General features: G+C 41.6%; 9 protein-coding genes. 4 read left to right on the plus strand and 5 right to left on the minus strand.

Going from position 1 to position 14,865, the window contains the following annotated elements; genetic code table 11:
• Positions 1-11 precede the first annotated feature (11 nt).
• Complete coding sequence (gene gspK / locus IE130_RS02305) at positions 12-1,079, plus strand: type II secretion system minor pseudopilin GspK (RefSeq protein ID WP_227676105.1); 1,068 nt, start codon at positions 12-14, stop codon at positions 1,077-1,079.
• A gap of 28 nt (positions 1,080-1,107) precedes the next feature.
• Here gspK and IE130_RS02310 read toward each other — a convergent pair whose 3' ends face one another.
• The 3 genes from IE130_RS02310 to ychF all read right to left on the minus strand — a co-directional run bounded on the left by IE130_RS02310 (position 1,108) and on the right by ychF (position 4,669).
• Positions 1,108-1,791 (minus strand): TetR/AcrR family transcriptional regulator, encoded by a 684-nt coding sequence (locus IE130_RS02310; protein ID WP_189581126.1) that lies wholly within the window; start codon positions 1,789-1,791, stop codon positions 1,108-1,110.
• A gap of 191 nt (positions 1,792-1,982) precedes the next feature.
• The gene (locus IE130_RS02315; protein WP_189581130.1) at positions 1,983-3,404 is read right to left on the minus strand and encodes a deoxyguanosinetriphosphate triphosphohydrolase; all 1,422 of its coding nucleotides are present in this window, start codon (positions 3,402-3,404) and stop codon (positions 1,983-1,985) included.
• A 173-nt stretch (positions 3,405-3,577) separates the two neighbouring features.
• Positions 3,578-4,669, minus strand: a complete 1,092-nt coding sequence (gene ychF / locus IE130_RS02320) for a redox-regulated ATPase YchF (RefSeq protein ID WP_189581133.1) — start codon at positions 4,667-4,669, stop codon at positions 3,578-3,580.
• A 474-nt stretch (positions 4,670-5,143) separates the two neighbouring features.
• On the opposite strand from ychF, the gene IE130_RS02325 reads away from it, so the two are divergent.
• Positions 5,144-7,330: an ATP-dependent helicase gene (locus IE130_RS02325; RefSeq protein WP_189581134.1), complete on the plus strand. Its 2,187-nt coding sequence runs from the start codon at positions 5,144-5,146 to the stop codon at positions 7,328-7,330.
• 161 nt (positions 7,331-7,491) lie between these two features.
• Here IE130_RS02325 and IE130_RS02330 read toward each other — a convergent pair whose 3' ends face one another.
• The gene (locus IE130_RS02330; RefSeq protein ID WP_189581137.1) at positions 7,492-8,376 is read right to left on the minus strand and encodes a LysR family transcriptional regulator; all 885 of its coding nucleotides are present in this window, start codon (positions 8,374-8,376) and stop codon (positions 7,492-7,494) included.
• Positions 8,377-8,520: 144 nt separating this feature from the next.
• Between IE130_RS02330 and IE130_RS02335 the strand changes: the two genes are divergently transcribed.
• Positions 8,521-9,129, plus strand: a complete 609-nt coding sequence (locus IE130_RS02335) for a LysE family translocator (protein WP_189581140.1) — start codon at positions 8,521-8,523, stop codon at positions 9,127-9,129.
• Between the two features lie 11 nt (positions 9,130-9,140).
• Positions 9,141-9,824, plus strand: a complete 684-nt coding sequence (gene thrH, locus IE130_RS02340) for a bifunctional phosphoserine phosphatase/homoserine phosphotransferase ThrH (RefSeq protein WP_189581143.1) — start codon at positions 9,141-9,143, stop codon at positions 9,822-9,824.
• A 91-nt stretch (positions 9,825-9,915) separates the two neighbouring features.
• On the opposite strand, the gene IE130_RS02345 is transcribed toward thrH, so the two are convergent.
• Positions 9,916-14,616, minus strand: a complete 4,701-nt coding sequence (locus tag IE130_RS02345) for a PDDEXK-like endonuclease domain-containing protein (RefSeq protein WP_189581146.1) — start codon at positions 14,614-14,616, stop codon at positions 9,916-9,918.
• Between the last annotated feature and the right edge of the window lie 249 nt (positions 14,617-14,865).

The following is a 14,865-nucleotide window of genomic DNA, read 5'->3' on the forward strand; positions in this document are numbered from 1 at the left end:
AGAGGTCGCTTATGTCAATGACAGCGCATTCTCAGCGCGGGGTAGCGCTGCTGACTATATTGCTACTGGTGGTTAGTATTACGGTGGTCGCAGGGGCGATGCTTGCCAGTCAAAAAATTGCTATCAGGCGTAGTGGCTTATTATTTGATCAGAATCAGTTATTACAAGACATTAATGCCGGTCAGCAGTTGGCAGTCACCTTGATTCGTGCGGATAATAAGCTCAATGATACGGATAGCGAGCAAGATATTTGGGCGCAGCCAATACCGCCTTATGCCTTAGATAATCATAGCATTAGCATCGAACTGCGCGACGAGGCCAGTCGTTTTAATATTAATAACTTATATCAGAATGGTGTGGTTAATACGGCAGACTTGGCTGTCTTTCAAAGACTCTTAACACAATTAAATCTAGAGCCCGATATCGCCATTGCGGTACTGGATTATCAAGATGTAGATGGTGAGGTCTATCAAGATGGCGGTGATGAGAGCGTGGTATATTCGCAGCAGCGCAGCGGGGCAGTAGATGGCACATTACCGAACCAGCCATTTCTTAGCATCGATCAGCTACAAGACGTTCGAGGAGTAGGCGCTGAAGTACTGGCGGCGCTATGCCCTTACGTTACTGCCGTCCCTTATTATGTGCCTATCAATGTCAATACCGCCAGCCCTGAATTGCTGGCGTCTTTGGTGGACGGTGTGACTAGCGAGCAGATGCGTGGGTTGACCGAGATGAGGCGCAAGCAGGTCTTGCCATCTATTGATGAATTGTGGCAATTGCCACAATTGGGAGGCATTAATGCAGAGCAGCGAGCAGCATTAACGCCATTGTTAGCCGTTGACAGTCAAGCTTTTATGGCGCTTATCACGGCGACAGATAGTGCGAATACTGGTCAAACACGGCAACGTTTTGCTACTGTCTTGATTAGCAAAGCTGCCACTGATGATGGTGAGACCGACAATAGTAATGCTGCTAATAACAATGATGCCAACAGCACGGGTAATAACAATAAGAGCAAAACAGCGAAGTCAATTAAGGTTATTACGCAGCGTCTGTGGGCATTTCGGCCGAGTTTTTAATCAGCACTCAAAGGTTTGCGGAGATTACTTAGTCGTCGCTCAGGCGAGTCTCTTCAGTAGACTTCCAGTTGTATGCGCCATAAAACAACATTTGTGCTTGGCGAGTACAGTTATGTAGCATCAGCTGTTTCTTTGTTTCAATTTCAGACAAATCAGCTTCGTCATCATGATCTTCAGTATACGTCAGCTCTAACCAATCGATAATCCAAGAAAAAAACATATTAACCCCTGCTTCAGCCAGTAAGCGTAAATCATAGGCATCAATATGAGTAAAGGCGGGCTGTAAGGCCAAATCTTCTGCTAAGCTTTGCCCATGCTTTTTGATCAATTCATTAATGGCCTTGCGCACGGCCTCTGAACCACCATAGCGTTCGCTGACCAAAAACTGCCAATAACAAGGCTGCTCGCTGACCATATATAAAAACAGCTGAATACTCTTGGCGATTTGGCGATCAAAGCTGCGCCTACGGCCAATTTGTAGACTGTCGCTTAATATGGCGAGTGTCCCGCCCAATTCTTCAACCACCAGCGCCCGCCCAAGCGATTCCATATCATCGAAATGGCGATAAAATGCCGTTGGCACGACACCAACCTCACGTGTCACCTGCCTGAGACTGATGGAGCTAAAAGACTGCCCTGTCATACAGAGATCGAGCACGGCATTAAAGAAGGCGTGCCTGGTTTGAAGTTTCTTTTGTTCGCGACTGCTCATAATATTTCAAAATTATCCGATAGAGGTTTATCATACTCACTTCAGCGCAGAAATACGACTGAAATACGCAACCTGTGTTAATTTATAGTCAAAGCCATTTATAGTGAGTATCGGGCAATTAAGCACAAATATTACACTGAGTACATTGGGTGAGATGAACGCTGTGACCGTTTCTAAAATGAGGACGCGCCCTAGACCATCGTACCCCAATGACCTTGTAGCTCCTGCGCCAATCTATAAGCCTCATGATCATTCATCCCAGTAATAAAGTCCAATATATTTAAAATATTGTGATAGATATTATTGGATAGTACCCGTCGATGCTCATCGAGGTGCGGTTGGAGGAGTTTTTGCAGTCGCTGCTGCTCAAATGACATCGGGGCAGTTTTTGCGTTTGTCCAAGCCAATGGTATAAAGGCATCTAAGAGGCGATGCAAGCATTGGTTCGCCATCAATTCCATCCGCACTTTGCTTGGGTGATTGAATATTTGCTCACGCGCCAATTGTTTGGCTTGATTAATACCACTTTGCACATTTGCATCACAATGTGCAAATAGACTGCCTTGCAGTGTACCAGCCAGCAAGTCCTCGCTATTAACGACAAAAGCGTCGGTGACAGTGTTGACCAAGCGCATCATAGCACGTGCTCGCAGTGATGCTAGGCTTTGCCTGACAGACATATGCGCTGGCAAGCTCACGCTACTAGGACGCTCACCAATCAACTCATAAAATATCGTGGCGACCTCGCTATAGGTTAGCATATTCAGATTGATACCATCTTCTAAATCTATCAGCGCGTAGCAGATATCATCTGCGGCCTCCAATAGATAGGCGAGGGGATGGCGCGCAAAACCATCATGTTGCGGCGAGCGTGGTAGGCTCAAGCACGCTGCCAATTCTTCTAACTGAGAGGCTTCACTATAAAAGCAGCCAAATTTTTGTACATTGGTGAGCGAATTACTTGGAGAAGTGCTTTCAGAAACATGATTGCTATGCGTCGCTAGCCAAGGGTATTTCATAAAGGCACCTAACGTCGCGCAAGTGAGGCGCATACCGCCCTTATCAGGATGATGCTCATTACGGGCGAGTAGCCGAAACCCTTGCGCATTGCCTTCGTATGCCAGTAAATCTAATTGCTCATTATTATTCAGATTTTGCAAAATAGCCTGACGGTCAGGATGCATAAACCAATCGCGAATGGCGTATTCTCCTGCATGACCAAAAGGCAGATTACCAATATCGTGGGCGAGGCAGGCTGCTTGAACAATCACACCGACATCGGCTGGCGAGACGCCTGCTGGTAGACCACTGGCTAATTTGTCATGCAGTTTTTCTGCCGCCATTATCCCTAATGAGCGTCCAATACATGAGACCTCAAGCGAATGAGTTAGACGCGTATGAATACCTAGCTGATTGGTCAATGGATGGACTTGGGTTTTTTGATTGAGCTGCCGAAAAGAGTGCGAAAACACCAGTCGGTCATAGTCTTTATGAAAGGATGAGCGCGCGCTGTCTTGCGCTGGAGCTTTTTTGTGGCTGCCCAAGCGCTGCGCACTAAATAGTTGTGCCCAATGTGCACTGCTGTTAAGCGATTGATAAATATGAGCCGTCATAGTTTATAATCCGTTATTTTTATCATTATTTTAATAATTGTTTTCAGCGGATTTGCTGTTTTTGAAGATAACAGACGTTATTATAATGAAAAAAGCCAGCACAAAGGCTGACTTTTGGTTGTTCTCTACTAAGACTGTGTAAACACGCAATTCGCTTTATTAAACTTTGAGCGTTAAACGTTAAAGCGGAAATGCATCACATCGCCATCTTGCACGATGTATGTTTTGCCTTCCAGACGCGATTTACCAGCCGCTGCTGCGCCTTTTTCACCGTTGTGCTCGATGAAATCATCATAAGCAATGACTTCGGCACGAATGAAACCGCGCTCAAAATCAGTATGAATCACACCAGCAGCTTGCGGTGCGGTTGCGCCAATAGCGACAGTCCAAGCACGTACTTCTTTGACACCAGCAGTGAAGTAAGTCTGCATATCCAGTAAGTCATAACCACCGCGAATGACTTGATCAAGACCGGCTTCTTCCATATTCATCTCAGCTAGGAAGTCTTTTTTGTCGTCTTCATCAAGCTGTGCAATTTCAGATTCGATTTGGTTGCATAGGGCGATGACGATAGAATCTTCACCAGTGGCATAGTTGCGTACTGCATCTAGATAAGGGTTGTTTTCAAAGCCATCTTCAGAGACGTTAGCGATATACATGGTTGGCTTTAGGGTAATCAAACCATAGCTTCTGATGAGTTTTTTCTCATCGCTATCAAGGTTTGCCGCGCGAGCCGCTTGACCGTCTGCTAACAATGGTTCGATTTTTTTGAATACATCAAGCATGGCGCTAGCGTCTTTATCGCCGCCTTTGGCTTTTTTGGTTAAGTTAAACACAGCGCGCTCAACGGCTTCTAAATCCGCCAATGCCAATTCAGTATTGATGGTTTCGATGTCATCAATAGGGCTAACGCGACCATCAACGTGAACGACGTTGTCATCATCAAAACAGCGTACTACGTGAGCAATCGCATCGGTCTCACGAATATTGGCTAGGAACTGGTTACCCATGCCTTCGCCTTTTGACGCGCCTGCGACTAGACCTGCGATATCCACAAACTCCATCGTCGTCGGTAGTACACGTTCAGGATTGACGATATCAGCCAGTTTCTTTAGGCGTAGGTCTGGTACTGGTACAATACCCGTGTTGGGATCTTTGGTACAAAACGGAAAGTTTTCAGCGGCGATACCCGCTTTGGTCAAGGCGTTAAACAAGGTGGATTTACCCACGTTTGGTAGGCCGACGATGCCGCAATTAAAACCCATAACATGCTCTCAATATATGAATAAAATCAGTTGGTACTTAGTTAATATAAGACTTGCTACTTAGTCCCCATAGAACTTAGTAATTAGTCATTATAAAACTTAGCTAAATGGTAAATCAAAATTGGGCATATTGTAGCAAATTTACCGGAATAGGGGTGAGGTTGTTGTGCGGTATACTAAGATTTTGTCCGAGTCTGTCCTAGTCATCGCCAGCAATTTTGCTGTTTTATCAATTATGGTAAGCTGTACTATAAAATAATAATTTGGCCGACAAGCGTATTAAAGGTGAGTACCTATAACTCGCTAAACTTTACTAACAATCTTAATCATTAACAGCAAAAATCATTAACAGCAAAAATCATTAACATCAAAATCTATTAGCTAAATCTATTAGCTAAATCTCTGAACTGCTACGTATTAGGTGCTTTATACAGATAAAGGCGGCTAAAATAAAATGAAAGGCAAATTCCTATAATGACACCCACTATTTTTGACACGCACCGCTACCACTATCCGCAGAACTTTATGGAGATTAAGCCCAAGCTTGCGCGTCTTGAAAAAGCGATTAAAAAGTTAGAAGCCAATCTAATCGACGCTGATGATGCTGCAAATGTTGCGCTGCTGAAGAAAAGATTAAATAGTGATTTAGGCTTAAAAGTAGATTACGCCAGTGAGCTCAATCCTGACCAATTGTTAGCAGCCACTACTATCGATGGCAAGGTATTGGTCATCGCTGGTGCTGGCTCTGGTAAGACCAAAACCTTAACGTATCGCACCAGTTATCTATTAGAGAATGGTGTGCCTCCTAAGCAAATATTGCTACTGACCTTTACTCGTAAGGCTGCCAACGAGATTAAAAGTCGCGCGAAAACCTTGCTCACTAACACCCTATCTGACGAGCAGTTATCCGAGGATGTTTTGCCGACCAGTAAAGCGCTAAACGATATCACCAGTGGCACCTTTCACTCGTTTTGCAATAGGCTGCTGCGTCAATATTCAGGGCTACTGGGTATCAATCCGCGCTTCACTATTCTAGATACAGGAGATGCTGAGGACGCGATTGACTTGATTTATAAAGAAAAGAAGTACCCTGCCCAAACTAAGAAACAGGCCTTTCCACGCAAGAAAACCTTACAGAATATCTTTTCAACCTCTAGAAATCGGCGCATTCCTATTCGTAATTTGATCGAAGATAATTATCCTGATATTGCTATTCATATTCCTATCATTGAGCAATTGGCTGTCGACTTTCATGAGTATAAACGCGCCAATCATTTGTATGATTTTGACGATATTATCAGTCAAGTGGTGCGTCATCTAAAGTCTAACGACAAATTCCGTCAGCTGCTACAAGAAAACTACCGCTATATTATGGTTGATGAATATCAAGATACCAATATTCCGCAAAAGCAGCTGATTGATCTTATCTGTGCACCTGCCTCGGTCTCGCTGATGGTGGTCGGTGATGACAATCAAAGTATTTATGCGTTTCGCGGCGCAAACTACGAAAATATTCTACTGTTCGGTGAGACTTATCCTGAGGCGAATCTTATTAAGCTTGAGCAAAACTATCGTAGTACGCCCGCTGTTTTAAATTATATCAATGCTTTGTCCGCGCAAATCACGCTAGGGTATCAAAAGCAGCTGTATTCAAACGCGAGCATAACGGGCAACAAACCAACCTTTAGCCGTTTAAGTGATGAAACGAAAGAGGCCAAATATATAGCCGATAAGATTATCGAGCACAAGACAGACTACGATTACAATGATTTTTCGGTACTGTGTCGCACGTCTTTTCAGTCTAATTATGTACAGTTAGAATTTATGGAGCGCCATATTCCATTTATCGTGGTAGGGGGTATTAAGTTCGTTGAGCGCCGTCATGTCAAAGATGTCTTAGCTTTTATAAAAATTCTTTATAATCCTAATGACACCATTGCTTGGCATCGAATTTTGACCTTGTTCCAAGGAGTTGGAGCAGTCACCGCGACGCGTTTGACTCAAGCGATTAATGCGGATAACAATTCGTTTGAGCCATTATTACTACCGAAATTTAGCAAAAAAAGTCCGCAGTTAGAATCGCTTCATACGACCTTGACCAAAGCGCAACAAGCGGAGTCGGTTGAGACTATCATTGAGCTGATTTTAGGTTTTTATATTCCTATCCTAAAAACGATTGAAGAGAATTGGCGTGAGCGCAGCGAGGATTTCCGGGTGCTCAAAAATTTGGCAACGGAGCACAGCAGTCTTGATGATTTCTTAGAAAATTTGGCACTTGATCCGCCCAACGATTCGGTAGCGACAACCAGTCAACCTGATGAAAATGCCAACGATAAAGTCACTATCTCGACTATCCACAGTGCCAAAGGACTGGAGTGGCCAGTGGTGTTTGTCAATTCATTGGTCGATGGCATCACGCCACATCATCGCTCGCTAGATGACTTTGAAGAGTTGGAAGAGGAACGAAAATTATTTTATGTCGCCTGTAGTCGAGCCAAGTCCAGACTGTATCTGACTGCGCCTGATTACTTCGCCAGTTATTCAGGGTATTTCGATAAGCCTTCAAGATTTATCGCGGAGCTATCTGCCGATGAAGTTGAGGTTAAAAGCTCTAAAAAACTGTTAGAGACGCTGGCGAGTGACGATCCAGTGTGGTGGTGATGTTTGAAGTGTATTACCGCTACGACTTTTAGTCATGCTCTTTTGATATTTAGCGTATAGATGAGCTTTTGTCTCAGACTAAAAGGTAGTTTTAATAAATGACTGCATGTGCCTATCGTTGAAGTATAAGCAAATAAATAGAATTTAAGTAAGCTCCAGATCTACTTCAAATTTTCCATAAACTGTACCTTGCTAATCAGCATCTCTGTTTTCAGCCAGTTTTTGAATATCACCTTTCTTTCATCTTCGTAAAAAGGGTAATAGGACAATAAATGATAAGAAGAACTGTCCGCTACGGGAGGATGTACCAATTCTAAAAATTCATGTGAGATTTCTTTTTCCACCATAAATATTGAAACAATAGCTGTTCCTAAACCAGCTAAACATCCCTCAATACACAAATAGAAATGCTCTAACACCATGTGTTCGTACGATAAAATGTCACTACTCACCAACTTAGACTTGTTTATGTGTTGCCATAAATTTGGTCGAGAAGAAGTAAGTAAAAGCGTATTTGTCTGATCCGTTCTAGTGTTGCGAACAGCCACTATGTATTCTTCAATAATTTTCTCATGAAATATATTCTTGTCCCATTCAAAATCGTTTCTGCGCAAGGCAATATCGATAGATTTCCCTTGAAAGTCTATGATTCCACCGCCCGTCAGTAACACAATTTCAAAGCCATAGTTTAGCGAGTTAAATTCAGCTAAACGCGGTATCAACCATTTCATAGAAATTGTAGGTTCGCAGGATAGTACCAATTGTTTCTTTTCATATTGTTGATTCTTCAAATCAACAAGGCAATCGTCTAATTTTGCAAAAACTTGCTGGCAACAGGCGAAAAGTAAGCTGCCATTTGGGGTAAGTACAAGCTTCTTGTTCACTCTATCAAATAAAATAAGACCTAAAGCATCTTCTAGATTTTTAATCTGTTTGCTCACTGCACTCTGTGTCACAAACAATTTTTGAGATGCTAACGTCACGCTACCATGCTGTGCAACGTAATAAAAAAACTTTAGCGAATTTAATGATATCTTTTCTATCATGCCAAAAACTCATAAATACTCATGTAAATAACTCAATTTTAGTTTACTAAGAAATATAGGAAGATACAACTGAATTGAATAACTACATGAGGTAAGTGTGAAAAACACAGGAAATATAGCTAATAGAAGCATAGAGATAGACAAATGACAGAATTTTTAGCCGTTATTATGATTACTATTCTTGCTGTCATCAGTCCAGGCGCTGATTTTGCTATTGTGACCAAAAATAGCTACTTATATGGGCGCTCTATTGGTGTATTAACTTCTATTGGTATAGCGTTAGGAGTATTAGTACATGTCGCCTATACCTTGTTGGCCGTTACCATTGTAATGGAGTTTGCGCCCAATTTTTTGACTATCATAAAATATCTTGGTGCGTTTTATCTCATTTATATTGGGTATAAAACATTTATACAAAAACCTGTAAAGGATGTAGGTTCTTCTACCTGCATCAGTTCTGCACAAGCGTTACGATATGGTTTCTTTACGAACGCCTTGAATCCTAAGACTACCTTGTTTGTTATTAGCACCTATACACAAATTGTTAGCGCTATCACTCCAAAATCTATTTTGATCGGTTATGGGCTGTTCATGTCGGTAGCTCATTTCATATGGTTTGCTCTAGTGGCTTTATTGTTCTCTCAGCGTACTCTAAGAGAAAAAATGTTAAATAAACAAGTGGCAATCAATCGAGTCATTGGTTTCATATTAGGGTTGTTAGGTGTGTTTTTGCTCTTTACAAACTTAAATTAAGGAGAGTTAAAATGAATAAAGTAGCCTTTATCGATATGGAAGGTGTCTTAGTCCCAGAAATATGGAAGTTTTTAGCTAAGCGCCTAGATATATCTGAGCTTAGCATCACAACAAGGGAAGTAGAGGATTATCAAAAACTGATGATATATCGCATAGCTGTTCTAGAAAAACATCAGATCACGCTACCAAAAATACAAAGTATTATCGGGCAACTTAATCCAATTGAAGGAGCAAAAGAGTTTCTACAAGCATTAAAGATGAAAGGTTTTGAGATTAAAATCGTTTCAGACTGCTTTCATGAATTACTTGAAGGATTCTTGCAGCAGCTCGAAGTTCCAGTGGATACCGTATATTGTCATCATTTACAAGTTGATAGTGCAGGTTATATTAATAAAGTGTTATACAGTCGACAATATGGTAAACATGAAATTATAGAAAAATATCCTTTATCATTGGGAAATAGTATAGCGATTGGCGACGCGTTTAATGATTTTACGATGCTAAGCGCAGCCACTCATGGATACTTATTCTCACCTTCAAGAGAAGTTGTAGAGAAGGCGCTACCTATATTTAATATCGTAAATAGCTATCAGGAAATTATTGATTCTATTAGGGCGTGTCCTCAATCTGAACGAAAGAGCCTAAAAGTGGCTAGATCTTGCCAAACTGCTAGTCAATATCTCGATATCATCTGAGCTACTTTCCTTGTTTGGCTGCAATTTATCTTATTTTAAGCCTTACCGTTTAAATGGTGACACGCCATAGCATTGACCGAATCTTATATATTTAAGCGTCAGTCTCCGTTTCACTATCTATATTGGCATCAATGTTAGCTTCAATATCGATCTGTGGTGCATCAACAGTCGTGACGACTCTAGATTCAACATACGAGCTGCTATATGCTGTGTCGGTAGTGATTGGATAAATCTCTAAACGTTCCAATTCTGCTAATAAATCTTGGATAACTTCATCTTTACGGGTTACAAAAGTGGAGGCAAAGCAGCGCCAGAATTTCCAGCCAGCACGCTCCAAAATACGCTGACGTTGCATATCGCTGTCCCATTTGTCAGGCCCATGATATCTATCGCCATCACATTCAATGGCTAGACTGTTGTCGTTTTCACCTTCGACAACCATATCGATTCGATATGCACCAGCCTTAACCTGCGGAACCACTCGATAGCCTCTCTCAACCAAAAGATCAAAGACTTCTGTTTCAAAAAGTGACTCACACTTATCACGCAAATCAGAGACTTCTTCTTCATCTTGCATGAAAGGGGCTTGAAAATGTTTGATAAGCTCTGCTCGGTAGTAATCAGCTTGGCTAAGCTCATCCAGTTCAATACTGCGTACCAAATACATTCTATCGCGCGCTCTTGAAGCAGCGACATTCATACGCTGGGCGAAAGTGTCTCTCGTTTGTGCATGGGCCGCTCCGGGTGCCACCACCAATGACAAAAACATGATATCGCGCTCTTTACCCTGAAAGGTTCTGGCGTCACCGCAAGCAATGTCAAAAGCAGTCATTACTGCTTCATCCAACTCTTTATTGAGTATCTCCATAATATTATGCGCTTGCTTATTGCCTAGCAATGAGACAACACCAATGGTTTTACCTTTGTAAGCTGGATCAGAGACGAGGGTTTTGATTTCATCGACAATAAATCTGACTTCTGATGGGTTAATATCAGAGCCTTTAAGACGATAGCCATCGGTGACATAAATATCAATCAATGGCGGGTCCAAGCGCTCTGAGGGCTTGGCTTTACGTAAAGGTATCAGCTCATGATTGTAAAACTCACGCTTTGAGAATTCAATGATAGGTGCCACACTACGAAAATGTTCTTTTAACATCACACTGCTATCTGCAAAAACGACTTTGAATAAATCGTAGATTGAACGATCAGGTGACATTTGTGAGCGATAAACAGGGACTTGGTTGCTCAGATACTGTGACATCAGATTGCGAATTTTTTCGATATCGAGACCGACACCTTCTGGTGACACTTGCTTATCGTCACCAACGATTAGAACTTTCTTGGCTCTCATGATTGCTGGCAACGCCGTTAAATCAGACTGGGACGCTTCATCGATGATAACCAAGTCAAAACTGCCAAATTCTGCTGGTAAGGATTCAGAAATACGATAATGCGGCATAATCCAACACGGGATAGCAGCACTTGCTCCCGCAGAGGCTTCGCGGGCTTCACGGCGGTAATAATGCGCGCCTTTTCCCGTTCCTTTACCGATACGCATAATGGCAGAGCGATATTTTTCTAAAGATGCTCTTACGTTTGGTGTCGCATTTTCTGCAACTTTTAGCCATGCTCTTTTGGTGATGGCTTCTTGATAGAGTCGTGCCAGATTTACTTCTAAATTGCCACGAGTTTTTGCCAGTTGAACCAATTCCTTGCGACCATCGATACTGTCGATAAAGCTTGTCAGTCTACCAATTCGCCAAATCTGCTGCCAGTTATCAGGCAGTAAGTCGTCAGGTTGCAAGTTATCTGATGCCAAGGTGTCTTGAGAATTATTATGAAGTTCAAAACGTAATTTTTTTGCCCAAAGTGGTGCACCGTTATCTTCAATGAGTTGGGTAACGTCAGCGACTGTCTGTAAGTCTGTTGCAAGGTTATTCACGCGTTGCAGCTCATTTAACAGCTCTTGATAGTCTGTTTGTAGTCGATCATCAGATAAACTCGGATCACCAATCTTTTGAGTGACAAATGCCGCCATTTTTTCACTGATATTGCCTTTACAGTCAGCGAGGTTATTAAGTAATGTCTCTTTTAACGTGAGACTTTCAGACAGATTATGTCTCTTTAAGTGTTGTTTAAGAACACTTTCAATCTCAGCCAACATATCTGTGTCATACGATGCTGCAGAAATAACATCCCAATCTATGAATATAGTGCTTAACGCCTGCTTGATGCTGTGCTGCAAGTGGTTACTAGCAATGATTTCATCATATAGATGAACGGCTGAATGTAACGCAGACAGATTATTAGGCGCCACCTCAAATATTGGTAAGGACAGCTCATTTGATAGGGCATTCCAGCGAAGGATAAGCGTTTGAGCTTTTTTTCTAAACGTTATAAAGCTGGATATATACTGCCAATCTGCCGTACTTGATGGTGCTGATGAGACTATCGTAATAGACTCAAGGCTTTTCTTCTCAGCAGACTTACCAAAAATCCCAGCGAGACCAAATGGTTTTTTGCCTTCAGATAGGTTTTGAACCGCGTCAACGAGCTCTGGATTTTTATCAAAATCATCAGTCATTGTAATAGGTTTGGTTAAATAAATAGTTCTCTCATCAAAAAGCACTTTGATTTCATCGTTCAGTATAGTGAGATGGCCGATGATGTCTTGCTTAGTCTCATTAGCTAAATGCTGCTGAATATCCGTCGTCCAGCTCTGTTCAGCAGTTGCAATTTTTTGCAGCAGACCAGTTAAACGAGATGTATGAGAAGCGACTTCTTGAGCAATATCTATCGTGCTAGCACTGTCATTGATTAAGCTTGGTAGCGCTCCTTGCTTTTCAGACTCCTGCGACTCATTGAGGTAACTTAAATCCATATGAAGTTGCTTTATAGCGTTGGTAGGCGGCAGGTCTGCAACAGCAGGAATTTTTTTATTAAAATAACTCAAATCATGGCCGAGGTTTACTCTTGCGTCTTTTAGCGCTGTGATATCAGCATGAGTAAATCGAGGCTTAAAGTTCTCTTCTATACCCAACTTATCGGGAAAACTTTCGATAAGCTGTCTGTTTTGAGCCACTTCAGTCGCGGCATCTATAGGCTTGATCGTTTCATTATCGATAGTAATATCATCAAGGTTTAACCTTGCCCAAGCCGTAATTTTATGGTCAGTGCTGGCTAACTGTGCATGGATGGTATCGATTTGATTATCAAACATGAGGATGTCTTTTTTGTAGGCCTCGCGATTGATACTAGATACTTCGCTCGATATTTTTTTGATGGTATGTTCAAACTGCTTTAAACCTTCGTTTTCACTGGTCAGCAGGCTAACAGCGAGCGGGCGAATAGATTCAGGCAGTTGTCCTTGTAGTACCTTTAGCGCGGGGTCTTTCATCGACGTGACCAGTACCCGCTTGCCAAGTGCTAAGTAATGACAAATGACATTGGCAATAGTATGGGTTTTGCCTGTACCAGGTGGGCCTTGAACGACCACACCATCGTGAACATCCAACTGCTGTATGATTTGTACTTGTTCATCATTGAATGCTTTAGGGAAATATAGCTCAGCTGGCGTGTCTGTATAATTTTCACTGCCGCTGACCATAGATAAACCACGATAAGCGGGTAGTATGATTTCTTTATTTTCTGTAGCAGGCTCGGTCAGCATTGCTATAAGCGCACTTGGTAAATGAAGGTCATCGCTATTTTCAAGCTGAATGGCGAACTTGTCTAAATCTTGCAAAAATATATTATTGCTTCTAGGACGCGCCATAACAACCCAAGTATCAGTGACGATTAGGTTGTTCTGCGCTTTAGGTATTTTTCGATCATCTGCACTAGTATGATCTGGCTGATAAACGCCAGACGAGTCAAGCAAAGTAACAGCTGATTTTAAAATAGGCTCATAGCTACTTGGCAAAAACGGATTTAGTAAAACATCCTCCGATTCATAAAATTGTTTACTGTCTTTTAATAGATTGGCCAAACCTTGGTTCTCATCCATGGAGAAAGGTTCAGTCTCCAGTGTAGAAGGAGAAGGGTTGGGCTTTATAAGTAAAGCCATTGTCTTTTGGTCTAAGACAATTTCTACAGATTGTGTTAATAATGGATACTTGATTTGCTCGTTGTTCTGTTCATTAACAGTATTTTTTCTTATAGCAACACCGACACCCCAAACCAGCTCAAGCGATTCGTCAGCTAGGTTGCCTTGTAGCATTTGATTGAGCTTAAATAACTTTGCATATAAAGCAATGCTTTGGCGTACAAGCTTCTCTTGCACTAGCCAAGGCTTCCAAATGTTTTTGAGATAATCGTTAAATTCATTTTGCAGGGTTTCTTTTTCAGAAAAATCTTTTAAATAAACTTCTTTTTCTGATAATTTTTCTTCTATTTCTAATGTCTCATCCTGATGGTTATCCTCGACTTCAAATGGTGTGAATGCTTCTTCATGAGCGATAGCAACATCATCTTTTAGGTTTTGTACATTGATTTTTTCTTGCAATAAAGGCTGATCGCCGAATTTTATTGGAAATATTAACCAATTTGCTAACAGTGAGCTGCTAGGTTTAGGCGCTGAGTTTTCACGTAACCGTTCTAGACGTAGCCAAACCTCTTCAGAGCTACCATCTATGATATTTAGGCTGATACCAGGCAGATTTAATACTTGCTCTTCTGTACAAGTGAAGTCACTGTGCTTCGTAAAGTCTTGAGTAGGCGCTTTTTTCATCAAAGCACACTGTTTGATGAATTCAATCTGAGAGGCCAGTCTTTGTGCGTAAATACTCATTTATTAAATCTTCCAAATCATCAAAAATATTAGCGATTACTTCACTGAAAACACAAAGACCAAACTATAGCACAGAAATTAATGTCACTACCTAGGAGGTGTTCAAATTGGTATTCATAGAAAAGTTGTCCAAAAAGATAGTTAAAAAGTTGATTAAAATTGATTAAGGAAAGTGACGAGCCGGTGTGGTGATGATAGATTAATAACAGATGCAATTTCCACTGACTAAACTTTCTACGTAACTTTCTA

It is taken from the genome of Psychrobacter glaciei (assembly GCF_014652895.1).
GTDB lineage: Bacteria > Pseudomonadota > Gammaproteobacteria > Pseudomonadales > Moraxellaceae > Psychrobacter > Psychrobacter glaciei.